Source organism: Mesorhizobium sp. WSM4884 (assembly GCF_029625675.1).
Taxonomy (GTDB): Bacteria; Pseudomonadota; Alphaproteobacteria; order Rhizobiales; family Rhizobiaceae; genus Mesorhizobium.
In genome coordinates this window covers 1-25,329 of the sequence record NZ_JARTVO010000035.1, presented here as the reverse complement: position 1 = coordinate 25,329, position 25,329 = coordinate 1, and the positions used below count along the sequence as shown (strand labels likewise).

Annotated in this window: 18 protein-coding genes; 5 read left to right on the top strand and 13 right to left on the bottom strand. The window is 57.9% G+C overall.

The genetic code is table 11. The annotated features are described in order from the left end of the window. Positions 1 to 849: 849 nt before the first annotated feature. The 7 genes from P9236_RS29735 to P9236_RS29705 all read right to left on the bottom strand — a co-directional run bounded on the left by P9236_RS29735 (position 850) and on the right by P9236_RS29705 (position 15,800). Entirely contained in the window at positions 850 to 1,416 is a 567-nt protein-coding gene (locus tag P9236_RS29735) for a hypothetical protein (RefSeq protein WP_063169418.1), read from the bottom strand. Between the two features lie 24 nt (positions 1,417 to 1,440). Next, positions 1,441 to 3,414 carry a DUF3732 domain-containing protein gene (locus P9236_RS29730; protein WP_063169419.1) on the bottom strand — a complete coding sequence of 658 codons (1,974 nt, stop codon included), beginning with the start codon at positions 3,412 to 3,414 and terminating at the stop codon, positions 1,441 to 1,443. Further along, positions 3,415 to 3,927 (bottom strand): three component ABC system middle component, encoded by a 513-nt coding sequence (locus P9236_RS29725; protein WP_063169420.1) that lies wholly within the window; start codon positions 3,925 to 3,927, stop codon positions 3,415 to 3,417. Next, positions 3,924 to 5,090 (bottom strand): ABC-three component system protein, encoded by a 1,167-nt coding sequence (locus P9236_RS29720; protein ID WP_063169421.1) that lies wholly within the window; start codon positions 5,088 to 5,090, stop codon positions 3,924 to 3,926. The genes P9236_RS29725 and P9236_RS29720 overlap by 4 nt, the downstream gene beginning before the upstream one ends. Before the next feature lie 323 nt (positions 5,091 to 5,413). Then, entirely contained in the window at positions 5,414 to 8,887 is a 3,474-nt protein-coding gene (locus P9236_RS29715; RefSeq protein WP_063169422.1) for an AAA family ATPase, read from the bottom strand. Beyond that, entirely contained in the window at positions 8,884 to 10,143 is a 1,260-nt protein-coding gene (locus P9236_RS29710; protein ID WP_063169423.1) for a DNA repair exonuclease, read from the bottom strand. The genes P9236_RS29715 and P9236_RS29710 overlap by 4 nt, the downstream gene beginning before the upstream one ends. Positions 10,144 to 10,214: 71 nt before the next feature. Continuing rightward, positions 10,215 to 15,800, bottom strand: a complete 5,586-nt coding sequence (locus tag P9236_RS29705) for a DUF3320 domain-containing protein (protein ID WP_063169424.1) — start codon at positions 15,798 to 15,800, stop codon at positions 10,215 to 10,217. Between the two features lie 636 nt (positions 15,801 to 16,436). Between P9236_RS29705 and P9236_RS29700 the strand changes: the two genes are divergently transcribed. Continuing rightward, complete coding sequence (locus tag P9236_RS29700) at positions 16,437 to 16,850, top strand: MucR family transcriptional regulator (RefSeq protein ID WP_082826711.1); 414 nt, start codon at positions 16,437 to 16,439, stop codon at positions 16,848 to 16,850. A 34-nt stretch (positions 16,851 to 16,884) separates the two neighbouring features. Continuing rightward, positions 16,885 to 17,715, top strand: a complete 831-nt coding sequence (locus P9236_RS29695) for a thermonuclease family protein (RefSeq protein ID WP_127224212.1) — start codon at positions 16,885 to 16,887, stop codon at positions 17,713 to 17,715. Between the two features lie 13 nt (positions 17,716 to 17,728). Here P9236_RS29695 and P9236_RS29690 read toward each other — a convergent pair whose 3' ends face one another. The 6 genes from P9236_RS29690 to P9236_RS29665 form a co-directional block, all read right to left on the bottom strand. Next, the gene (locus P9236_RS29690; protein ID WP_095770037.1) at positions 17,729 to 18,874 is read right to left on the bottom strand and encodes a DUF4236 domain-containing protein; all 1,146 of its coding nucleotides are present in this window, start codon (positions 18,872 to 18,874) and stop codon (positions 17,729 to 17,731) included. A 50-nt stretch (positions 18,875 to 18,924) separates the two neighbouring features. Continuing rightward, on the bottom strand, positions 18,925 to 19,983 hold the full coding sequence (locus P9236_RS29685; protein ID WP_224571173.1) for a hypothetical protein: 1,059 nt from the start codon (positions 19,981 to 19,983) through the stop codon (positions 18,925 to 18,927). Next, complete coding sequence (locus tag P9236_RS29680; RefSeq protein WP_063169428.1) at positions 19,971 to 21,287, bottom strand: hypothetical protein; 1,317 nt, start codon at positions 21,285 to 21,287, stop codon at positions 19,971 to 19,973. Before P9236_RS29680 ends, P9236_RS29685 begins: the two co-directional genes overlap by 13 nt. Further along, positions 21,287 to 22,105, bottom strand: a complete 819-nt coding sequence (locus P9236_RS29675; protein WP_063169429.1) for a hypothetical protein — start codon at positions 22,103 to 22,105, stop codon at positions 21,287 to 21,289. The genes P9236_RS29680 and P9236_RS29675 overlap by 1 nt, the downstream gene beginning before the upstream one ends. Continuing rightward, positions 22,098 to 23,537, bottom strand: a complete 1,440-nt coding sequence (locus P9236_RS29670; RefSeq protein WP_063169430.1) for a hypothetical protein — start codon at positions 23,535 to 23,537, stop codon at positions 22,098 to 22,100. The genes P9236_RS29675 and P9236_RS29670 overlap by 8 nt, the downstream gene beginning before the upstream one ends. A gap of 197 nt (positions 23,538 to 23,734) precedes the next feature. Continuing rightward, positions 23,735 to 24,175, bottom strand: coding sequence for a hypothetical protein (locus P9236_RS29665; RefSeq protein ID WP_126066778.1), 441 nt, complete (start codon positions 24,173 to 24,175; stop codon positions 23,735 to 23,737). A 292-nt stretch (positions 24,176 to 24,467) separates the two neighbouring features. Here P9236_RS29665 and P9236_RS29660 point away from each other — a divergent pair, with 292 nt between their 5' ends. The 3 genes from P9236_RS29660 to P9236_RS29650 are packed head-to-tail and all read left to right on the top strand — an operon-like array spanning position 24,468 to position 25,310. Next, complete coding sequence (locus P9236_RS29660; protein ID WP_082826591.1) at positions 24,468 to 24,707, top strand: hypothetical protein; 240 nt, start codon at positions 24,468 to 24,470, stop codon at positions 24,705 to 24,707. 52 nt (positions 24,708 to 24,759) lie between these two features. After that, on the top strand, positions 24,760 to 25,044 hold the full coding sequence (locus tag P9236_RS29655; RefSeq protein ID WP_063169433.1) for a DUF6804 family protein: 285 nt from the start codon (positions 24,760 to 24,762) through the stop codon (positions 25,042 to 25,044). A gap of 14 nt (positions 25,045 to 25,058) precedes the next feature. After that, complete coding sequence (locus P9236_RS29650; protein WP_127248734.1) at positions 25,059 to 25,310, top strand: hypothetical protein; 252 nt, start codon at positions 25,059 to 25,061, stop codon at positions 25,308 to 25,310. Positions 25,311 to 25,329 lie beyond the last annotated feature (19 nt).

Sequence of the window (25,329 nt, the reverse complement as noted above, 5' to 3'; positions counted from 1 at the left end):
TGTGCCGTCCAGAATTATCTGTCGTTGTCCAGAATTAAGCCGGGCTTAGAACTGAAACGAACCCGCCGAAAGGTACGAGCGGCCCTCACTCGATAAGGGTTACCAAACCTATTCCTGTGGGCTACCAATCCGCGTGGTGGGTGGCCTTAGGTTACCAATCAGTGTGGCGTCCGGAATTATCTGCCTCTCTCCGGAATTAAGCCGAGATTAGAAGATCGGTGCGGTATTGCGCCCGGTCAAACCGTGTCGATTTGCGGCGTAGCCGACGTGTCTCACGCTTGGCGGCGTCGCACGCTGGTCCCGATTGTCGCCCGAATATCTGCCTACCGGCGACAGTGAATGCGCCAAGCTAGACCTTCGTCGATAGGGCGGCTCCGGTTTACCAATCCTGTCGTCCTAGGTTGACCAATCCGTTGTCGACCGTGAGCGGGTTTACCAATAAGGGCGGCTATATTCTGCGCAAACCCAATCACCTGATGCCAATCCAGAATTAATCGTCATTAAGGGCATTGGTAAACTCAGTCTGAAACCCCACCCTTAGCCAGAAAACTCTCCTGTTTTCAATCGCATAGCCCGCCCGCCAGCAACCGATAATTCGGGACCGGTAAACCCGTGAAAGGCCCAATAATTCCGGACGTCACACCAGTCTGCCCTTTTATGCGACTTTTCGAGCACAGACCGGGAACATCTGACCGTTTCCATTCATCGCCCAAGGCCGGTTTAGCGCTGGAAAAGCCAAAGTGCGGGAGTAAGAATGGCCGCAACGGGGCCGGAAGCCGTCGGTCAGCTTTCGGGGAGTGATCCCGGTAAGTTCGCAACTCATTCGCTTCTTTTCTGCAGTCCCCGCCATTACGAGTTGGCGGTGTCGGTCGCCGAGGGGATCAACGCCATTACTGCGGCTAGTTCGGCCCTCCGGACGAGGAATGGCATGCGCGTCGTCCCATAGTGCTTGGCAAGATGGAAGCGGTGCATGCCTCCTACGATGTGAACTTGGCCTTGGTACTCGCCGAGCAAAGGCGGTGTGACACCGCGGCCATGCAGCCATCGGTAGGCGATCCCACAGCTCTTGCTCTTGTAACGTTGATGCCAAGGACCCTTGTCCCTGCTGGCGGCGTAGGTAAGCCTGCCGCCAACGTCAGTGACATCAGCGTCGATAAGAATGAAATCCGTCGAAGCGTGGTCGCTGGGATCATCGCCGTCGAACGCGAGATAGAAGTTTGCAGGATCGCAGTCCCATATCGCAGTCAGTGCAACCGGAATGTTCTTTCTTCCTTTGCACCAGATGTCGACCTTGCGTTTCTCCTGAGCGCGGGCGACCTCGAAGGCTTCGTCTAGTTTTCCTTCCGCGACATCCATGGCTGTGATGACGTTCAAGCCAAGGGCCGTCAGACGGTTGATCTCGTCCACGTTCGCCATGCCTTCTCCTCTGGCAGCAGATTATTATCCACCGTTGGAAGATGCGGCGGCAATCCAAGCCTGAGGCACGAGGGCCTGTCCACGCCATTCCTCAATCAACTTGACTCCGGGAAGCTTGCCCCAGACGTCCTCATCTGCATGATCCAGCACGATGATCTGGAGGCGACCTTTCGCGGCCATGACCTCAGCGCCTAGGAGCGCAAAGACCTTCCTGACGGCGACCACGTCCTGATCCCTCCACGCGATGAGGTCGGGGCCCTCGTCGCCCGCCGCCCGCTTAGGAAAATAGACTTGGCTAGGTTGGTCGAAGATCAGCTGACCAGGGACTGGGTGATGAGGTTCGGCCAGGAAGTAGTGCTGCAGCGCAAGCATTAGTGCGACGTGATACGCGAGCCAATTGGCGCCGCTGCCAATCTCCCACAGGTAGTCCTCACGCGTTCCCCTAGTCACCTTGACGGTCAGGTCTTCAATCAACAGCCTAATCGGGGCCTCGGGCCACTCCGCGTCAAGCTGCGGAATCAGCCGATTGGCATGATGGGAGACTTGGTGCAACGCGTTGAATAGCTTGCGCTGGATGTCGGCCTCGGAGATCGTCTTTTGCAGCGTTGCAATATCGGCCTGCAGCGAGGTGAGTTCCTGCCGCAAATCCGACGACTGGTCGGCGCGGTCGTAGACGTGCAACGCCTGCTCCAATCGACCGAGGAAGCGCTCAAGCCTATCGAAGCGATTGGCCTCGTCTCGGGCGACGTCAGAGTCCCGTTCCAGCACCGCTATCTCGCTACGGACATCGTTCAACTCAGATAGGACCGCTTCAGCGGCGCCGCGCTGGCGCAGGATTTCCTTGTCAAGCGTGTTAGACATCGCAGGGTGGGTCCGCAGTCGGATCTCCAGACCGCCGAGGTTGTCGCAAAGGGCCAAGACCTTCTCGCGGCCGCCGTCCCCGAGTGCGACCAACGGATCGGCGAACTCGTCGGCCAAGTCCCTCAGCCACGTGGAAAGGTCCAAGCGGTCACGTTGGATGCGCATGGCGTCGCCGTACGCCTCGCTGCTCTCCACCAGACGGCGCAGTTCGTTCAGGCGCTGACGATGCTCGGTAAGTCGCGCGGCGATTTCAGTTTCCGACGCACGAAGGGTTTCCAGACGCGTCAGCACCACATCGATGCCGGCCAGGCTTGGTCGAGCAAGACTTGAGTTGCTGTTCGACACGCGCCGAAGCAGGTCAACAACGTCACTCCAGTCCTTCGGCACTTCAGTGGAGGAATCGACTAGGCCAAGTTCGACTGCCTGACGCAGCCACGCCTCCGCCTCCGCCCGCCAAGCGCCAGTTGCCGACACGATCGCGCGTAGCTCAGCCTCCTTCCGGCGGAGGTTGCGCTGGAGCCGATCGATCTCAAACCGCGCCTGGAGAATCTTTGCCGTGACCGCGCCCAGAACGTACGGGAAGATGGTCTTTAGCTTCTCCCGGTGTTCCGTCGTATCGGCCTTGAAAAACATCACGTCGGGATTGGCGATCACGTTCTGAGGTTGGAACGTGAAGGCCATGAGGTCGCGGAAGCTTGGCCTTTGCTTGAATCCATTCTCTGTACCTGGTTCGAAGTCGAGGTCAGTCAGTCCTGCCAGGCGGTTCATCGCGCGCTTGACCGTGTCGACATTGGTGGTCTTGTCGGTGATCGTCTCCGGAATTTCGACCTGTGCGCCCTCCAGCAGCACCATGTCGCCTGTGCTCTGTTGGTCCCCCGGTTCGCGTCGCGCCAAGAGCTTTTCGCCCTCCAGCGTCTCGATCAGAATGCCGAACCAGCTGCAGTTCTCGCGGATTACGCCCACCGGAATCGCGCATTTCTCCGAGCCCAGACAGTAATCAACAATAGGGATAACGGCGGACTTCCCGGTCTTCGACGCGCCGCTGATGACGTTGACGACACCGGGCTCGAACTTGACGACCCGCGGCGCTGCACCATTGCGGGGCCAAAGGATCAGTTTTCGAAGCTGGAAATACATCTAGAACTCCACCCGTAACAGGTTGGCCACCTGCGCGGTCCCCAGGTTCGAAAACCAGAAACCCAATTTCTCCGAGGCAGGTCCGAGGTGCTTGACGCGCTCTGGAAGGACGAGCCTCCTCGGTTTCGGTTCTGGTACGTTTGCTCTTAAAGTAGCATCCTTGTAATCCACGGACAGCAGCCGCCCGCTCACACCGACAGCGGCCGATTGCAATGTCAGAGTACGCAGCAGCAGCGCTCGCTCGTGGACGGCGAGGAGTTGTTCCCGTTCCTTCCCGAGCTTGGCCGCGAAGAGCGCCAGTCCAGAGGGTCGGTTTGTCGAAGTCACGATTTCGAGCGTTGCGCGATGCAGGACGATTGGCAGCACGAGAAACGCCAAGGCGAACGGCGCTGGACGTTCGTCCTCAGCCTGGAAACCTTGGCCAAATTGCCACAATGCGAAAGCCCCAAGTCCTGGATTCTGGACAAGGGCGAGGTCGCTGAGCGGTAGGTGCGATCGGCCAGCCTCAATCAAGTCGCTGGCTCCAAAAGAGTCTGGTAGTCGGGATGCCAGCCGAGGCGCAGGCCGTGGGCAAGGGCGTTGAATGATCCGTGGACGAAATGACCGGGGACGACTCGACCATCGAGTGGAGGCTGCAACTGCGCGCAGCGCCTGTAAACTATTCTACCACGAACCGTTGCGGGGTGTCCGGCCTGTATGTCGTGCACCTCTGCACTGACGTGCTCATAGCGACCGACAAGATCATCGTCCCAGTCACTTAGGTTCTTCTCAAAGATTAGCCCGCTTTCGCCCCAGATCGAGATGTCGGCGAGCGTCCTAAGGTAATCGCTAACAGCCCGGACGCACGCTTCGTCTCCCACCTCGATCAGCTCGAGTTGGCGGACGAAGGCGGGACGGTCGGCGATCAATTGTTCGATGGCCTCGACAGGCGGTTGCTTGGTGAAAGACGACAGCAGCCCTGGAAGGTTGTTCTTCTGAACAAATGCTCTTTGCTCGGCCTGAAACGCGTCCACGTCCAAGATGGCGGGCTTGCCAGCTCTAATCAGCCTGTCCGCCGCCTCCTTCGCAGCGCCGATCGCGCGTTCGCACACTAGGTCGATGATGAGCGGAGAGACCGTCGGCTTGAAGATCGCGCGTATCGGATCGACGGGATCTGCATCGACGCTGATAACGGCGAGATTCTTGACCAAGGCGGCGCAATGAGCCGCATCAGCGTTCAGGAAAGCTTGGACGTCGGCGTCGCATGCCGGTGCAGCTTTCAGCTTGCTGTGGGCTTTGGCGAGGTTAGCGACCAGCGCCTCCACGTCGGCATCTGTTTTCGCGTCGTTCAGCGCGATCGCGAAGGCACCCGCCTTCACCGGTGTGACATATAGCCGGAAATGGCTGGTCGCCGGGTCGATCTCTCCCGCCGCCATGAAGCTGAGCCAGTTGGCCAGAGACTTCCACAGGTCCGCAGCCCAGTCGGATATCGGATTTTGCTTCAGTGCGCTCTTGCTTTGCTCAAGAACGACTTCGCCGCCGACCAGGTGAACCGCCACATCGTCTAAATGTTCAAGAGAGACCAAGGCGCCGCTAGGCGCGTTGAGCAGGTGAAAGCAAAGGCGTACAGGTTGAAGCGCATAGCCGAGGTATTGGCCAGCGGCGCTGTGTTTTCCCGTTTGCGTCTTCGCGTTCATTGCCCATCCCGTTCTCCCGAGTCGCACCGGAAGAAGCCAGTAACGATATTGGTATAGTTCGCCGTTGTTTACAATTGGCGCCCCGGCGATAGGACGGCTAGGCGCGATACAATTGCTGTTTAGGGCCAGCTCTCGAAGTCCAGATTCGGCAGGACAATGAATTTGCAGGACGTCCATTATGGGCACATCGGGGCCGTCTATGGCTCGGGCGATATGTCCGCTTTTGGACGAACGCGAAGTTTGCCGGAACGTCTGACTTTGGGCGCATACTTGCCGTCAAATTCGGCGTCCTTCACTGGTTCGTTCACGTATTCCGGAGAAAATTACTGTGCGAGTTGATGGATCCTCGTTCCCGGTACGACAGCCTCAGCTATTTCACATAGATGCTTATGGTGCGTCAGGTAGATGACCTGACCTGTGTTTGCCATCGCTCCGAACAGCCTGAAAACCTCCTCCGAGCGAATATGGTCGAACGTCTCCATGATGTCGTCGGCGACGAATGGGACCGAGGGCCGAAATTGCGCGAACTCGTAATAACCGGCGAGTCTTAGGGCAAGGTACAGCTGAAATCGTGCACCCTTTGAAAGCGCTTCGGTGACCTTGGATTGCCCGTCACCCTGCACAGCAATGAGAACCTCACCACCTCTTACAGGCTGGGTTGTCAGCCCCGAATACTGGCCACGCGTCATTAGCTTGAACGCGTCTGATGCGCGCGCCATCATGCCGGAGCGATGGCTCTCACGGTAGATCCGCAAAGCATTGCCAGCCGACATGATGCCAAGCTTCAGCTCTATGTAGCGAACGGCCTTCTCCTCGATTTCCAGCAGGGTTGTGCGCCGTTCAGCATCCAGGCGTGCAACCGCACTATCACCGCCGATGGCGTCCAGCTTGTCGGCCGCGCGCGTCTGCCGGATCAGCTGTTGCTGGATGGTTTCATCGAACAGGCGAAGCCGCTGCTCACCCTCAGCCTTCTCGACCGCGAGGCCGTCGAAATCGATCGCGTCCAGGATCGAGCGGGCCTGCTCGAATCCGTCGACCGCGAGCTCCGCCACTATCCGTTCCTCAAGTTCGGCGACGGTGGTGCGCAAGCCATCGCGCTCACGCAACAGCTCATCGCGTTCGACTACCTCGGGCAGAGTGGCGACACCAAAGACGCCCAGCACCTCGTTCTTGCGGCGTTCGTGTGCCAAAATCTCAGTGTCGAGGATGTCGCGCGCCTCCTTGAGGCGCTTCAGGTCGTTGCCGAGGCTTGCCTTCGTTTCACGTGTCCGCTCGGCACGCTCTAGGCGCTCGGCAAGGCGGATGGCCAACTGCTCCGGGTCGGTATCCTTCGTCGGCTCGTCGGCTTCAACCGCAACGGCGATGACCTCGACCAGAAAATTGGCCCTGTCGGCCTCCATCTTGTCGATACGCAGCTGCAGGTCGTCCCGTTCCTGCAGGCTTCTTGAAAGTTCGGCCAATTGATCGAGCACAGTGCCGACGCCGGATGCGGAGAGCCCGCTTTCGAGCCAAGTTCCCTTGAGTGCTTCGGTAATGCCGGCCAGCCATTCCTCCTCGCGACGCTCCGCCACACCTACTGCAACCCGTCGTGCCGCTAGATCCTCTTCTTTGGAGCTCACCATTCTGAGCGCCTCGGCATACTCGGCGTCCACCTTGCGCTGCCGATCCAGAAACGGCTCCGCGATGGCCATGATTGCTTCGAGGGTGTCGTTGGACTCTGATACAATGCCGACGCTTCCCAGCACTGCTCTCATTTCCAAGCGTATCTGCTCGCCGGCGTCAGCGGCTCGCTCGGCCTTCAAGCGAGCAAGTTCGATCTGCTCCCAGGCAGCGAGCGCATCGCTGCGCGCCTCGATCTGATCCTCGATCCTTTCGATCAGGCGCTCAGACGAAGGTTCCACGGCGTCTCCGAGCAGGTCCCTGGCGGCCGCGCGGATTTCCAACAATTGGGTATCCACATCCTTGCCGAGCTGTGTGCGTTGGATGCCGTTGCGTGACAGGTTGGCCGCGGCCTCGGCCAGCTCGCGCGTAGTTGCCCGGATCTCAGCCAGATCCGCCGCGCCGGCCAGCCGGCCTGCGCTGGCAATGTCATCGCGCGCCAATGCCACGGCGAAGTCGTCAGCGGTGTCACCGGTCAGCGCTGCGCGGTGCGTTGCCCACGCATCATCGCGAACTCGGCGGATGGCGGTAGCCGCTTCATCGTCGACAATGTCGCCCGAGGCACGAAGGGCATCCAATCGTGCGGCGAGCATGGCATGGTTGCCCTCGTATTCAGCAAGGCGTTCGGCAAGTACGGCGGTGTTCCTTGCCAGTTCTGACGCTACCGTCTTCCAGGCGGCAATCTGCCCGGCGCTCGGAACCGCGACGTTGGCGAGAGCGAGGGCATCTCCGTTCCATGGACGCAAGCGCGCGAGCGCCGCCTTCCATCGGATTGTTCCCGCATCTTCCGCCTCGCGAGCCGTCCTAATCTCTGCCTGGTGTCCGCTTGCTCGCGCTTTCGACAAAGCCGAGCCCAGCCTTGCCCTGGCAGGTTCGGGCACCGCCCTTTCCTCGCCGACCCGCTGCCTTGCCACCTGCAGCGCATCGAGTGCCGCCGCGGCTTCGTCGCGAGCGGCACGCATCCCGGTAGCAATCCCGGACCTCTGCTCGACCATGGCGCGAACGACGCCAACGGTGACGGCAGGCAGAAGCAGCGCGCCAGGATCCGCCTCGGAAGATCGGCCCAAGGCGGCAAGGCAGCTCGCCACGCTGTTGTTGAGGATTTGCAGCTCCATCCTGCGAGTGGGCAAGTCAAAGCCAGCCGCGGTATGGCGCACCTTGCTCTCCGCCAGCCCGCGAATGCGTTCGGAAATCGACAGGATCGGTTCGTCCTCGTCGACCGCAGTGACTTTTTCCGCCAGGCGCTCGGTCTCGTCGATGTTTGCGGACAGCCGCGTTCTGAGGCTGGCATCGTCATCGATCAGTTCGGTGACACTTCCCGTCGATGTCCGGGCTGGGGAGGCGATGTCCGGCAGCTGATCCAGCCGGGCAATCTTGCGCCGGATATCCGCCAGCATCGGCGCAGCACGCACGTAACGAGCAAAGGTATCCAGCCTGGCCACCAGCACCGCCCGATCGCTGATGGTTCGGCCGTACTGCTGCGCTGCATCGAGACGTTCGGCCTCCAGGCCCTCGTAGGTTGATGCAAGGGTGTCGATCGCATCCCTGCGCGACTTTACGTCAACAAGGCGCTTCTTCAACAGCGCCAGTTCGGTTCCATGCGCCTGCTTCCGATACAGAGCGTCTGCTTCGGCCTCGAGGGCGTTCAACGTATCACTTGCGTTCCCAAGACCGGCGCTGGCCGTGAACAGAAGCTTGCCGAGGTCGCCCCGCGACTCCAGGATAGATTTTCCGCCGGCTTCCAACGTCTCGTCATCGAGTGAGAACATCGTCGTGTAGGCGTCGCGCGACAGACCGGCGAGATGCGCCGTGATCGCCACCTCGCTTACCGGTTGGCCCGTCGCATTCAATAGCGAATTACTGCGCTGTTTCGTACGCGTGAACGTGTGTTCGGAGCCGGCCAGTTCCAGCACCCCGCCGATGCGCATGGCACTGTACTCGTGCAGGAAGTTGTAGCGGCTCCGTTCCTCGATGCCGAACAGCAAGTCTAGATAGGCCGAAAGCGCAGTCGATTTGCCGGCCTCATTCAGGCCAAACACGATATGCAGATCAGGTCCGGATTCCGGTTTGGGTCCGAAGTCGATCGAACGATCGGTGAACTTTCCATAACGAATGAGGTCAAGGCGCCGCAACCTCATGACGATCCACCGGCCTTAAGGCGGGCAGTCACCAAGTCCGCGCCCTTGGAAAGCACCTGATCGAGGAACTGTTCCAGCCCGGCTTCGTCCGTCCCAGCAAAATCCCGCCCGTCGGCCGGAAGGTCGGCGACCATCTTTTGGACGAACGCCCTCGCCTCAGCGCGGAAGGCCTCCGAGGTGGCATCGGCACGCATTGATTGCTCGAGTTCGAAAATCGGATCAGCAATATCCTCGGCGGTCTCCGTCCGAGGCGGCGCGAGGTCAAGCTCGAGCTTCTCCACCCACGTATGGCCTAGCTGTTCCGCAGCCTGTTCGGCTTCGGCAAGAAGGAGGTCCCTGTCGCGGATCAGCGCCCACATCAGTGGTGACGTTCCTGTCAGGCCAATGCGAGCCACAGCATGACGCGATCGGACGGTTGCCCGCATCTCTTCGAGTGCGAAGCGAACACGCGCGACGGCCTCGGGCCACTCCACCGCTCCGGTAAGGTCGACGCTCACCCGTTCGAACTGCGCAACGCTGGTCAGCCGTTCCTCGATCTCCACCGAACGGTCGTGGCGCACCGTCACCAGGGTGACTGATTTCTCACCGGCCTCGTTGATATCCCTCCCCTGCGGTATTCCCGGCATCACCACGGCACTGGCGCCAGGATGGACTTGGCGAGCATGGATGTGGCCGAGGGCCCAATAGTCGAAACCGTGGGCGTGCAAGTCAGCGATGCTGCAGGGCGCGTAAACGTCGTGACCTGGCGATCCAGCCAGACTGGTATGCATGATGCCTATGTTGACGGCCCCTTCACGAGCCGCCGGATATTTGGTTAACAGGCTGTCCGGCGCCTTAGGGTTCGCAAAGCTCAAACCATGGAATACGACGTCCAGACCGCCGGCTGTCTGCAATACCGACTGAGCACGACCACCAAAGATGGTAACGGTGTCGGGAAATACCAGCTGTTTGGAAATCCGCGACAGGGCGTCATGATTACCGCGGATCTTGAAAACCATGATGCCGGCCTGGTGCAGGCGTGTCATCTGCGCGCCCAAGAACCGCGCTGTCTTCATTGAAGTCTGGTCGCCATCGTATAGGTCGCCAGCAATGACCAACGCGGCCACACGTTCCTCAAGGCAGAGATCCACTATCGAAACGAATGCCTGGCGGCTGGCGTCGCCCACCAGCCCGGCAAGATCGGGATTTCGCATCGCCAGCGAACGAAGCGGCGAGTCGAGATGAATATCGGCCGTGTGTACGAATCGAAATGCCATTCGGCCTCCGCCAGCAAAAGAGGTGTTCCGAGCTTCGACAGAAATTGCAACGAGGGCGCTGCAGCGCCCCGTTACACTTCAGCTAATTTCTCGCTCGCGGATTCGCCGGCCACCAACAAGCCGTCTTGGGACCGTAACACTCCTTTGGCAACCAAATCGGCGACCCCAGCTGAAATCAGCTGCCTTAATTGTGCGCTTGTGGCTTTGAAGCCCAGCATCCTGGCAACGCCTGTGGCGATTTCTTCCTCTGTCGCACCGAGGTTGGATTTCACGACTTCCATAGCGCCTTGGGCGACCTCGTCCTGCGCAATCATTTCGGGCTTGCGCAATCCAGCGGACACGACCCCACTGCGATCCCTGAGACGAACAGGAACACCTGGCTTGAAGCAGAAGTTGCCTCGACGGGCTACTGAACCACCTCTCTGTGCTATGCTTACCCCCCGCTCGATTGCATCCTGAATCCTGCCACCGGCCCGCTGCAGACCCCAGGCGTCCCGAATACGCGAAACTATTTCGTCGACATGGATTGGCGTTTCTGTAGCCACGACCTGCTCGACCAGTCCGGCCATGATTCCGCTGGGCGTCTCGTGGAGTTCGAACGATCCCGGTCGCTTTAGTTCGGCCTCTTCGTAGGCTCGATTGGGTGTCTCGGATCCGTTTGTGCTTTCGAGACCGATTTCCGTCACGTTGCCTCGGTCGACCGTAACAACCTGCACGGCTACAGCTCGATTTCTCTGGACCCCCAATTCGGCCCGCTCATCGAGTTCTTTTCTGGCGGCCTCAATCGCTAGTATGGTTCGCTCCAGCTGCTCACGAGGCCGTTGGAACCAGTCAGCGCTCCAGATGCGATGGATGATCCAACCATGGTCTTCCAGAACCGACTGCCGAAGCCGGTCTCGATCTCTGGCCGAGCGAGATGAGTGATATTCTGCGCCATCGCATTCGATGCCAAGAATATAGCGGCCTGGCCTCTCTGGATCCGCAACTGCGAGGTCGATGAAGAAGCCGGCAATGCCCACTTGAGCATGAACCTGATAACCCATTTCGATCAGCGCGTTGGCTACCTGTTCTACAAAGATTGAATCCATTTCGCGAACCGTGACTTGGGCAAGCGAAATTCGCCCTGTTCTCGCGTAGTGCAAGAAGAGCTTGAAGGCGAAGATGCCTTTCCCTTTGCCACGCTCCAGGTCGATGTCCTCGTCTGTGATGGACGCGAATACTTCGCAGCTGCGCTTGGCGCGGCTTATGAGGACGTTGAGCCGACGCTCGCCGCCTTCCGCGCCAAGAGGGCCGAAACGCATGGCCATGTATCCCTGGGCATTCTTGGCATACCCCACCGAGATCATGATCACGTCGCGCTCATCGCCTTGAACATTTTCGAGGTTCTTGACGAAGAATGGCTCGCTTGGATGAGCGTGAAAGAATTCCTCGGTGTCGGGATTTAGTCGCCGCAGCGCTTCGAGTTCATCCTGGATCGCGCGGCGTTGGCTAACCGAAAATGTTGCAACGCCTAGAGTCTCTTGCGGGTTCACCTTCGCATGACGGATGATCGCCTCCGCTACTGCTCTCGCCTCTACCGGATTGGTTCCTGTGCCGCCGGAATCGAAGACCCCCTCCGGCACATGATGAAACCGCAACCCCATACCTGCCTCTTGGGTATAAGGGCTTGGCACGATGAAAAGCCGGTTCTCGTAGAACTGGCTGTTCGATACTGCGATTAGAGATTGGTGACGGCTACGGTAGTGCCAGCGCAGCATACGCTGCGGCAAGCCGCGGGCCGTGAACAGGCCGAGGATGCTTTCAATGTCGGCGACCTGCGCGCCCTCACCCTCGTCATCTTCAGACTGCGAGCCTGTCATCTTCGCGAAGAATGTCGTGGGTGGCAGTTGGCGTTCGTCGCCAACGACGACCACCTGACTGGCCCTGGCGACCGAGCCAAGTGCGTCCACGGGCTGGATCTGAGACGCCTCGTCCATCACGAGCAGATCGAAGGACATCCGGCCGGGCGACAGGAATTGCGCCACCGAAAGCGGGCTCATCATGAACACTGGCTTCAGCGCCTGGATGGCAGGGCCTGCCTTCTGCATCAATTGCCGGATGGGCATGTGGCCTCGTCTGCGCGCCATCTCAGAACGAAGCAGTCCGACAGGTCCAGCTCCGCCGTCTCTTGAAGGAATTTTCCGGTGATGAGCCGTTACAACTTCGATGGCGCCGGCCTTGATGCGCTGGCGGTCCAGATCTGCGAAGTCACGTACAGCCCTGGAATGCAGTTCCCCGTCGAACCTTGCCAGCTCCGGCTCATCGGTCGCCATCGCCAGAAACATTCGTTCGTAGTAGGCCATATCAAAAACTGATCGAGCCGATCCTGTTGTAATCTGGCCGTTGGCTAGGCCGTCTATCAACTGTCCCAGTCCAGCCTTTCGGGCCGTTTCGGATCGCTCTTCATAGGCAACCCATTTCGAGAGCTGCTCCTGATGATCGAGCCAACCCTGCAGCCGAGAAACGACCTCGCCTATCGCGACGTCCGGAAAATCGACTACTCCAAACAAGGAGGGAGCATCGGCTTTCAAATCCCCTGTAAGCGCCTTCAATTCCCGCGCTGCCGCTTGGGCCGCTTCACGTGCTGAACGTGCCGAGTTTGCGATCTCGATTCTTTCAGGCAACCGCGCAGCCAGATGTCGGATCGAGCCATTTTCTTTCAGCCAAAGCTCGGCTTGCGTGAGAGCGGCCCAATCGGATCCTCGACCGTGCCACGACGAGCCGAATACGAACTTGCCAAGGCTCTCTCCCGCATCGATCCCTTGAGCAAGTGCTTGTAGTCTGCCTAGTCGGCGCAGTAGCTCCACCCGCTCAGTGATTAGATCCGGAACGTCAGTCAGAACCTGTCGTGACGCATCATCGGCTTGAGCTACAGTGCTCGCCTTCGCTTCCATCAGTTGCAGCGAGGCCCGCTCGGCGGAAGCCACGTCGCCTAGCATGGATGACGCGAGGTGCCCGAGATCGTTCCAGAAACCTTCGATAATTGGCCGACCGATTTCGATAACCTTGCGAACGCGCGCTGCACGCGCACCGGCCTCGGAGCGTTCCGCCATCCGGCCGGCGATAATCCGAGGTTCGGGGCCTAGCCCTCGTAGAGTCCGCATCCACTCCACTAGCGCGAGCAGTGGCGCGGAAGCCGATCGCTCCCCACGCCAATCTGCCCCGAAGGCGGAACGGCCAAAAGCGTCGCCTTCGCGGACTCTTGCTGCGGCAGCCTGACCCTTCATCAAAAGGTCGAGGAGACCAACTATCTGCGTCGCAGGCGCGCTAGGGTCGACCACAATAGTCCGCGCAAGTGCTGTGGCGCGACGGTAGTCGCCGTTCAATGCTTTCAATATTCCCGTGTGTGTGGCGAGCGCCTGCCGCGCCGCGGCCACCTCGGTGCTCCACGCCGCGTCAACAACCTTGCCCTGAAGGTCGGCTCTGGCAGCCTCAAGCGTCGCTACGCTGTCGGCAAGGTCGCCTGCCTGCTCAAGTCCGGAGTCCCAAACGGTGGCTGCGAAGGCCTCCGGACTTGCGTCAGGTGCTGCCGCTACTCGCTCGCCGGTCACGGCCAGCCTGAGCAAGCCTGCCAACGTGTCTGGCAATATCGCCGATCCGAGTTCCTGATTCAGGCGCTCAGCTTCTTCCCTCAAGCGTGGGAGCAGAATGGTGAGCTGTCGCGCACGATGGAAACCATCTTTCGGAAATTCCGAGGGAAGCTTTGCAAGCTCTGTCTCGAGACCTTCAATTGGCGTGTCGATAGCCGTTGCCGCCAACTGCTCCGAAAGTTCCTCGGACTTGCGGGCGAAATCCGTTCCTGACCAGAGAAGCGATGAAATGTCTTTCGGACGCTCATCCCATACCGGCGAGACGAGCGCCTCGGCAGGAAGTCCAGGCGCGGACGCGAGAAGCTCAGCGCGATCTTCTATCTCGCCGCTGTCGCTGAGAATTTTCGGAGGCTCGGCCTTGATCCGCTCAGCGATACCGACCAGTTTGGCGTGCAGTGCCTTGGCTTGGTCCAGCAACGCCGCGATGCGTGGGACGAGCCTCTCAATGGTCGTTGGAAGAACGACATCCAGGCCAACTCCCCGCCACGGGTGGTGGATCGGCAAGCCGATCTCGTTGATCCGCTGAGAGACCTCATCGAGCAATTTGCGACGTTGCGAAACGCCGTCAGTTGTCCAGCTTGTGGCATCCGTAAGTTCGATGTCCACTGGTTTCTGACCGACCTGCCTTAGTCGGGTTAGCTGGCCGAGAACCTGATAAGGAGTGAGTTCGGACGCTCCGAACGCAACGTGCATTCGTGCAGCATGTGCGTTGAGTTTATCGCGAGCCTCCAGCAAGCGATCAGTTAGGGAAGAAGGAAGCTGGCCCCTGGGCGATCCGAGTTGCCAGGTTCGCCGCAGCTCCTCTAGCATCATGCGCTTGTTCGCCTTGTTACTATGCAGCTCAAGGCAGGCGTCCCCCACCCCAGCAGTGTCAAGCCGTCGCTTGACGACCTCCAGCGCTGCCATCTTTTCGGCCACGAACAGCACGGTCTTTCCGTCGGCAACGGCCGACCCAATAATGTTTGCGATCGTCTGCGATTTTCCTGTCCCAGGCGGACCTTGGATAACGAGGTCGCGACCTTTTCTGACGTCATGGATCGCCAGTGTCTGAGAACTGTCACTGTCGACGATATGCAACATTTCGGCGGGCGCAATGTGCGGATCAATCGCTATGTCGTCCGACATAAGCGGCTCGCGTGTTTCGAAACCATCTGAAAGAAGCGAGCGGATCTTCGGTTGTTCGATAATCTTTGCGCCATCGGGCCAGAGATCCGGATCCAGATCACGGTACATCAAGAACTTCGCAAACGAGAAGAAGCCGAGCACCATATCGTCGCGAAGCACCTCCCAACCCTCTTTGGTCGAAATTGCTTCGGCAACGGCATCGAGATAGGCCGAGACGTCGAAGTCATCTCCCACCTCAAAACGCGGCAGAGCGAGCTTGTGAATGCGGTCGAGATAGAGTTCCAAGGAGAGGTTTGCGGTAAGATCTTCCGGCCGGGCTCGTAGGCGGAATTTTTCTCCAGCGGCCCCTCGCTCAAGCCGAACCGGCACCAAAATGAGGGGGGCCTGACGGATGTTCTCTTTGTTGTTCGGGTCAATCCACTTCAGCATTCCAAGGGCCAGAAAGAGGATATTGACGCCCTGCTCTTCCTCGAGTGTGCGGGCATCATGGTAGAGATCAAGGAGCCGCCGCTGCAGCCCAGTTGGGGTCATACGCGTCTGCAGCTTGGTGTCCGAGTGCCGCGCGGATATCCCTCTGTTATCGACTCCATCGTCCTCTGGTTGGGCGAGAGCGACGGGGGAATAGTCGATCTCTTCGTCTGGAGGGCTGCTTTCATCCTGGCCCGCTTTCGGCCTATCGGGCTTGCCGGCCAGGAAGGTAAAAGCCTTTCCTTCGGTCACCAGCAATCGATAAATTTCGGACGACTTCTCATCGACGATATCGATCGTCTTCGCGCTCTTGGAAAACCGCGGCACATTCAAAAGTCGATTGCGGGCGGAAAGATCGAGCAACTCCATCCTGGCGCGCTCGAGTTTCTCCTTTAGAGGGAGATCGCTTTGGAAGACTGACTGTTTTACGTCCAAGACTTACATCCCCTTTGAAAGGAGAACCAGCTAGAGCCCGCGTAGAGCGTTCGCGCAAGAAAAAACAGCCGTGTTCAATTAGAAACGACTGCGATCACTTCTGGACACCGTCCAATATTGCGACGTGTGATATGGGTCAGAGCCTGCATTCTTGGCCCCCTTTGCCTAGTCGCTATCCGACGAGGATTCTCGCTCCCTGCCCCCGTATTTAGCCGCCTCCACAATGTCTTTTTCTGACACAGAGAGTCCGTTGCGGACCCGAATGGCTCCCGCACTTGGAACGCGGTCCAATTCAGATCCAGTCTTTGCCTTATCCTTCTGGGGCTTAACCTCCGGCGGCGGGTCTTTCGAAAATGTCATGCGTAGGTCCTACTCGTCCAAATCTAAATGCATCCGCCTGTGAGCCTCAAGCCGCTTTCCTGGTCATACAAAGAAAACGCCGCGCCCAATCAATCCACCGTCTCTCGTGGTTCCGCATTCTGATTGGCGCTTTAACATTCATCACTATTAGCGCCTGGCATTTAGTATCCTCCCTCTACTGGTTTTTTTAGCCGATAAGTAATAGATCGGGATTTCACTGCAGAAGTCCGGAGCCATGAAGTGACTGACGAAATCCAAAATACGGCCACCGCGCTGATGGAGCTTACCGCCGATATCGTTGCGGCTTATGTGAGCAAGAATTCAGTGCCGGTCTCCTCATTGCCGGACCTTATTGCCAGCATCAATTCGTCATTAGCGCGTATCGGCCAGCCGTCCGAACCGGAAAAACCCGACCAAGTTCCCGCGGTCAACCCCAAGCGCTCAGTCACTCCAGACTACATCGTCTGCCTCGAAGACGGCAAAAAGTTCAAGTCCCTCAAGAGACACTTGAACACGCATTTTGGACTGACGCCCGACGCCTATCGCCAAAAATGGGGCCTCTCCAACGATTACCCCATGGTCGCGCCTAACTATTCAGCCAATCGCTCCAGATTGGCAAAATCGATTGGCCTCGGTCGCACAGCAGCCGCGCCCAAGAAAGCAGCAGCCAAGAAGTCAAAGACGCGCTAGCAAAACATTTGGCAGCTTCGCAAAGGATCGAAAATTGAATCGCGATCGCTATTCCCATCGCCGCAGCTCGCGGCCAAGACGCGGCCGGGTTTCAATTATGCGCAAGCGTTTCTTTTCACATAAATCATTAGCCGCGATCCTGGTGATCACGCTAGCAGTGGGCGCTTATGTCACCTCCTACTTTACAGGGTGGGGCAACCAGATCGCGGGACCCAATACAGCAAGCGCACTCGGGTCAAAACCGAAGCCTATCGTCGGCGTAGCGTCCATCGTTGACGGGGACACGATCGAGATCCACGGACAGCGTATTCGTTTCAATGGCATCGACGCACCTGAAAGCAGCCAAAACTGCAGCGACGCAAGCGGGCAAGAATACCCATGCGGCCGCAAATCCGCAGAAGCACTGGACATCTTCCTCAGTCAATCCCGACCCATCCAGTGCAACTTTGTTTCGTGGGATCGTTACAACCGCTTCGTTGGTGATTGTCAGCGGGCGGACGGTGCTAGCATTGCGTCTTGGATGGTCGAACAGGGTTATGCCCTGGATTGGCCTCGATACAGCCATGGTAGTTACGCGTCACAACAGGCAGATGCCCAAAGGGCCAAGATTGGCATCTGGGTTGGCACTTTCACAGCCCCTTGGGATTGGCGAGCAACACATGCAGCCAACAATAAACCCGGTAATGACACATCCTACGGCCTTACAGGCCGTCGCCAAATAGCTCAGAGCTATTCGTGTCAACCGCGTCGCTATTGTAAGCAAATCTCCTCATGCGATGAGGCGCGCTGGTATCTCAATAACTGTAGCTGGGGACCCAAATTGGACCGGGACGGCGACGGAATTCCGTGCGAAGGCATTTGCTGACCAAGCCAATTCCTTAGCGCGCTTTCAGCAAGCCGGACTGGCCACCAGCGTTTCGGTGCATTTGCGCGAGTGCCAATAGAGCCTGGCAAAAGGGCTGGCTGACGTTTGTCTTGGAAAATTCCACCAGCTCGTTGAGCCCGGATGGGCTAGAAAACCGCAAGGCTTCGTAGCGACAGACAGGGATCTGCCGATTATCTCTGAAGCGTTTGTCGGGTCCGCCATTCTTATTGGGATGAGCCCAGGTATAGCTCACGATCTCAGCATCAGATGGAACTTTGCCGGTCTCAATAAAATTGCTGGGGGCAAATTGCGTCCTGAGGTCTCCATACCCAACGGCACCGTACTGGTTTCCGTCCTTCACCAAAATCATGTCTGGCATGAAATAAAGGATTTGCCGGCCGACGTGTATCGACGGTGGTGTGACATTGCTGCGAACAACCGTCGGCAAGGAAGCTTGGAGCGTCGTCGACTTTTTATCGACCAACATCGTGGCTCCCGCATTGCGCTTCCAAGTCGTCAGATCCTCTATCTTGCCACCAGCCGCGACATGCCAACTCGCCGCGCAGCGTGTGAGCGTGTCAAAGGCGGCGACAAGTCGCCCGTAGGCCGCCTCCGCGTCCTGCTCCAAATCATAGTAGAGCACGCTCACCCGGCGGTAGCTGTCCAACCAGTTGCCAATAAGCATGCCCGGCAAAAAGGCAGCAATACCGATCAGCGCCACCCCACCTCCCAGCATTGCGCCTGCGATCAATCCGGCGATCCCAAACAGCACGGCCAGGATGAGCGACATTCGCGTCTGCGATTGCCTCGCATTGATTTCATCAAGCACATTGGCAAATGTCTCATCACGCATCTCGATCACATCGGCGGACTCGATTTCTCTCATCACGACGCCACCGCTGACATATTCCACGGGTGAGGATGTTGGATGGGGCTTTGGCCCAGATGGGAATTCAGACAGTTGCAGCGTCTGCTTGGCGCTGCGCTTTCCCAAAGTGCCTCGGTAGTAGAGACCGCCGACGCCTGCATGAATATAATGCCCTCGTGGGCCAGTCCCGATACGAAGACCTTGCACGCCAACGGACGCGCCAACCCCGCCAGACGAGAAGTTAAAGCGGAAAGGTCCCGCACTAATCGATTTTCGAACGTAAAACCCCATCCCCGCAATCCCCCCCAAGCCCTGTGAGCGAAACCCAAGGGCAGTTCGCCTCACAACTTTGGTACCGGAACCAGTCCAATATCTGTCTCTCGCGAACGTTGCCTGACCCTGATCTCAATTCGCCTCCTCGCCTTGACGTCGCCGGCCTGTGCGCCGTCGGTGAGCCGGTCGCCAGGCAATATCAACTGGCCGCCGGACATTGGCAGGATGGTGAAGCCTTTCAGTTCCGGCATATCGCGCAGGATGCCTGTGACGGAGATCGCTCGCGCTAATCCAAGCCCGGCATTGTCGGCAGGATGGAGTGTGCCAATGTCCATCTTGCGCGCCAGTACGGGCTGAAGGCCTCTGTCCATATTCGATGAGTCACCGGACATCGCCTGCTCGTCCGTGTGGCCAATCACCTCAATGACGTCCACACCATAGGAAGTTGCAATTCCAGCAATGGTCTTCGACATCTGCCGCAACTTCGTTTTGAAGCCACCGGAAAGCTCCGCACTTCCAGTATCGAAATTATAGCCATCGAGCTCGCTAAGACTGATGATCGGTGGCCAATCGTGTGGCTTGTCAGCAGAGGCCTCGTTCCTTGCCTTCTTCAGTGCGTCAGCAAGATCCTTGGACGTCTTGCCCGTGCCAACGTAGCCGAGCTCGCGCAGAACCTTCATCTTCTCGATCATGGCTTTGGCCTGATCAACGTCGACGTCGTTGTCAGAGAGGACTTTGGCGGCCGGCGCGCTTTTCACCGCTTCCTCAAGGGTCAGTCCCACTTTTTTGATTGCCTCTGCGGCCTCTTTGGCCCGGACCAATTCACGCCATTCTTGATCTGGTACATTGCGTCGACTTGCAGGCTTGACCATGGCATTCAGCTGAGCCAGCAACCGCTTGTTTTCCTCGTCAAGCTTGCGAGCGTTCTCATTGAGGGACTGCGCAATCTTCTGCGCTGCCGCAGCCTCTTTCTTTGTCTTGGCGATGAGCGCGCCTGCAGCAAGCAAAAGGCAGAAAACGAGAAGCAGCATCGTCTCAGCCATCGTCAGGCCGAGTATCAGGCCGCGGCCATAGCCCTTGCGCTCAAACGTAATGGCTGTTCCGCTAACCTCACTCACCTGCCCCACCAACTTGCTCTCTTTGGCGGTTCACCCTTCTCCACCTCCGCCGGACTGCTTAACGATCGGAAGGTGTCGCCCTCCGTGTCATCCGAAACCTTGATTGGCGTCTCCACAGGGGAGGCAACAGTGGAAGGTGCCGCCACTCGCTCGACATCGTTCGCTATCGCATTGCTCAGAGGCTGGGGAGTGCGCACGGCCGGGAGGCTATGTTGTGTAAGGGTTGCGACGAGGCCGCGTGTTTCATTGCTGTGTTTCTGCATCACAGCCATGAACTCCTCAGTCAAACGCTGCTGCGCTTGGACAGTTTCTGCGGTCTTTTCTGCGGCCGCTGCCGCTCTCTCCACTCCAGTCGCCACCTTGATCACTGCGTCGGCAAGACCGGTCATCCGCGTTTGCTGCTCTTGCGAGGCTGTTTCGGTTTTTATCGCATATTGTGCGACAGCATTACCCAGGAGCTTGACCATCGGCGCCAGATCGTTCTTCAGCACCTCATCAGGAACAACCACCTTTTCCAGCTTGGCAGCCATATTGTCGGCTTGATTACCGAGCTTTCCAACAGAGTTGGACATCGAGCTGTTGGCTTTATCCAGCAAATCCGCTGCAGCTCCAACGCGGTTCGCTATCGAAGCAAACTGGGTTTCGACTTGCCCGAAATTGTGCTGCAACGCGTCACTGAGCTTGGCAGACGCCTCTTGGACAGGCTTGATCGATTCCATGGCAATATTGTCCAGGGCAGATCGAATGTGCTCCCCATTGCGTGCCGCTTGCTCGGCAATCTCTGCAAAGCCCTCTTCGAGCATTTGATGGCTGACACGACGAAAGTCGGCGAACTCCCTGGTTACGCTTTCCATCTCGGCTCTTACACGCCGTGTCATGTCGGCAAGTTCGTGCCTCGCCGTTCGCTCAATGTCCGCGGGATCGCGCCGCATCTGATTGTAGAAAACCCTCAGAGCAATACCGGTGATCGTCGACGTGATCGCGATGCCAAAATTTTGGACGATCGTGTCGGTTGAGCCTTCCGTTCCAAACTGAAACAGCGAGACCCCAAGGCTCGTCAGGGTGAACAGGAAGCCCATATAGTAGAGGTTATCGCCGGTCTGCTCGTCGTGCAGTTGTAGCTTTCCAGCAAAGATCGAAACCCCGAGATAGAAAAACATCAGGCAGGCCGGTGCTACCGCCGCGACGATCGGATTTACGCCTGAGAGTTTTGCAATGGCGATGAATACACACCCGCCGAGTGTCAATGCCGCGAAAACCACGACCGGCAGACGTGGATGATCCAGCAAAGGTTTGTCGTGCGCTCTCGCCATCAGTTTAACCCATCCAAGCCAACCAGCTTTTCGAACTCGCCGTGATGGTTCTGGACCCAATGTGTCCAGAACTCCGCGTGATCCAGGGTCTGAAATGGCTTCTTTGCCCGATCGATATAAAGAATTGTGATGCCCACCCCATCCAGCGACGTCCCATATGTGCGGTCGGCGGCGCTGTTGAGGTATTTTTGGTAATCCAGTCCCGATCGGTACTGCGAGTAAATCGTCGTATGCTCGATCATGTCAGAGGCGACCACCAATCGCTTGGGACTGCCCTGTTTGGCCAAGCTGCTATCGAAGAGCGACAGCTTGATTTTCTGAATTCCAGCCATGATCGGAGATTGGCTCGCGGAAGCCGCATTCGGGATTTCATCGGGAAGTTTGTTCAAAGGATCGCCGAAGGCGTTTTCCCACTTCTTTTGACGCCGCGCAGGATTGTTGGTCCAACTATCGACGGTCGACCCATCACCGGGATTGCATCCATCGAACATCACCGTCAGCTCACCAGGCGCCGAGCTCAGGGTATAAATCCTCACATACCCACCCGGCTCGACCTGCCCAATGGTCTTTCGGAACTCGTTCTTGAGATCAGCCATCGTCGTTGCCGAAATTGGATCAGTGGCGTCGATGAGGACGGCGGTCAGGCTGGAGGGTCCGTCCAATGGGCAATTCGTGTTGGCGTCGATATGGCCATTGCCAGACCTGGTCCACATCCAGCCGAAGCCGGCCAACATCGCAACGGATAGCACACCAAGGGCAATGGCCGCGGCAATGGTACCCGCATTGCCTTTCTTGCGTCTGCGGGTTCGCCTAGACATTCACGCTGTCCGGGTGAAGCTTATCAAGATCTCGGTACTGCTCAATTCCCCGTTCGCATTCCTGACCAATCAGACGAACCTGCTCGTTGAGTTCCTCCTGCGCCTGGCGAATTGATGCGCCAACATCTCCCTCATTCCACTCCCGCTCGCCGGTGACGTATGGCTTGATGCGATCAAGTTTGTAGGGCGTTCCGAAATGCTTGGGCGCCGGCTCGGTCCTCGCCTGGATGTTGGCTTCCCGATACATCGACAAAAGCTGATTGCAGGCTCGCTCCAATTGGTCTTGATGCTGCGCAAAAAGAGCCAGAAGCCTCGATCGATGATCGACAATCGCGCGGTGCTCGCGCCGGCGACTACCAAGCTGCTTGACGATTTCCTCCACTTTTTCGTTGTGGTCGTCGCGGACATCCTGCAGCTCTTCGATCAGTTCCTTCTTTCGATCGATGTAGTCATCGCGCCGTCGAACGAGCCGATTTTCAACGCCAGTGTAGCCTGGGTAAGGGTCGAGCACGAACCAGCCGTCGATAAAAGCGAAAAGCGAAAACATCAGGCCGATCGCAAACAGCAACCAGGACTTGATGTCCGTGAGACCCGCTGGATTGGCGAGCATATTACGGATGACCTCAGCGCCGGCGCCGTCAGCGAGCGAGCCGCTGACCTCACGGTAGTGCGCTAGCGCCAAGTTTATCGAAATCGCCAAGCCGATATAGAAAAGGATTGAAATGATCCCAACGAATTTTACGAAAAACGACCGATGGGTGACGAGACGAGCGCAGAAAACCGCCAGGAGCAAAGCCGCCCCGATGTTGATGAAAGAGAATGCCGCAGCCTCAAGGATGCCACCAAAAAATCCCTGCTCATTGCCCTTGGCCAGGAAGTTGCCGTTCATCGCTGTCTCGACCAGAAACAGAAATAGCAGAAGCGATAGCCGGAAAATGTGAGCGGCACCGTGCTGCACACGCGCGGCACGAACGAGACCGTGCTTCTCCTTAAACCATGCATGCTCTTTTTCGGCGTCGTTCAGGGCCCTTCTCAGGCCGTGAAGTTCATCGAGGCCCACGGCGACCGAGGCTTTGAAGTCCGAAACGCTAGCGGCATTCGTCTGACGGATTAGACCGAATTGTTCCTCGAAATCGAGGCCGGCAAGACGACCTCCAAGGAGTTGCAGGTTGTCCTCAAGAGTGTGATGCGCAGCCTTCTTCTCATCCTCAACGCGTTCCACGATGGCATGTTCGACATCGTCGAGATTCTTTGCCGTTTTCGGGGGTTGGTTCACCTCGCCGCGCTGCTTTCCGCGGTTAATGACATCCAGGTCGCCGTCGATCTTGGCAGGGTCCAGGCTGTTGAATAGCTGAGTGCTCGCCCGAAAATCGTGGTTGGATTCTCGCAGTGAGTCACGCAACTTATTTAGTTTTTCGAATTTAGAGCCCACGCACTCACAACCCCAACTTTACGCCCCCCGGCAGAGTGGTTTCTATGCATAGTAGAGCTAAAGGGCAACCGCACATTCACTTCTATCCACTTGCTAGTGCGGATCAGGCTCAATTGAGTTCCAACAAATGATCATGGCTGCTGATCAACTGGTTGATCGGCCGCGACTAGTCATGTCATGAGCCGTGCTGCGATGCTCTAAGGACAGAGTGCTACGAGCGGGTTCGCGACTGGGAAATTATCCACAGTCGTATACGTGTACTGGATCTCACCGCCCAGGCGAACGAAGGCAGATAGTTCCTCCGCACGACAGACATAGTTTTTGGTCATTTCATCGATCTTCTGGACATAGACCGGCCGCGAGACGCCAGCAGCCAACAATTTGGCGTCTACTTCCGCATCGGTCTGAGCCCAGGTGGCGTTGAAAACGATCCTTGGCCCGATTGCGATGATGCTCCGAACGGAGATGTTCGAACTGATCAGCATGGGCAATGCTGGAGCCATTTCGGTTTGCATTTTTTTTGCGTAGGCGCAGACGTCGGTCTTGGTGTACTTCGAGAGGCATTCATTTGCCGTCGCCACCCTTGGCCATGTCAGCAGGATCGCCAACGGGACGTGCATCAATCGCAATCCATCCAAAGTATTCTCCTCGCCCGATCTTGGCCTGCACAGAGGAGCATCTATCCTATTTGTGTTCACAGTGCCACGAGCAGCTTGTGCCCGACCGGCAATAGTGCTCTGTCTGAAATACTTTGGGAGGGCAATAAAATGAAAACAACATTTCTCGCGGCTATGGCCGCTGCAATAATCGCTTGCGCGACCGGCGCGTTTGCACACAGTGGCGGCACTGATGCCAACGGTTGCCATACCAACCATAAGACCGGCGCGTATCACTGTCACTGAAGGTCACGCCTTTCTGAGGGACACAAACATGCTGAAGAACATCATGTCAGCTCCGCTGGGCCTCCTCTTCATGCTGGGCGGGCCGATCACCTACGTGATGAATGTCGTCGACACATGGCAGGGCCATGCATCAGTGGTCGTAAAAATCCTGATTAACTTGAGCCTGGATGCGATGTTGGCGTTCATTTGGCCGATCACTTGGGCAATCTGGCTTTTCAAATATATGGCGGGCGCCGAAACTCCACTAACAACCGTGCTGGGCGTTTGAGGATCAAGTTTGCTGAAAATAATGCTTTTCGACGCCGGCCGGAACGGTCCGGTTGGTCTGCATCTGTGTAGCTATTGCCTCGCTGCTGGCGGTAGCGCCATGGCCGTACGGCTATTACCAATTCCTCCGCGTGGTGGTCTTTTTCGCCGGGATCTACTGCGGAGCCATGGTGTGGCGATCAGGCCCTGAAAATCGCACCCTGGCTTGGGCGCTGTTTGGAGCGGCAGCGATCTTCAACCCGTTCATGCCGGTTCATTTGCCGCGCGAGCTGTGGGCAATCTTCAACGTCGCAGCGGCTACTCTGTTCGGCTTTGTCGCATACCGGCACCGGAATTAAGCCGATAATCTGAGATGGCCAAGAGTGGACCTGAGACGCCGAAGGTCAAGGCGCGCCCGAGGGTCACCGTGTCACAGCCGTTGGCGCTTTATGCGGGAGATCTCCTCGAGCGGACGAAGGAGTACTTCGAGGCTTTCAACCATCTAGGCTCGGAGTCGGAAAAGGCGCATCTTTTTGCCCGTTATTTTCTATTTTCGCATGCCCTAGATGTGGAGCTTCAACAGGTTGTCCTCGATCAGGGCGAGGCGACTGATAGGCGTTTTTGACTTTAGGCTGCCATGTGGA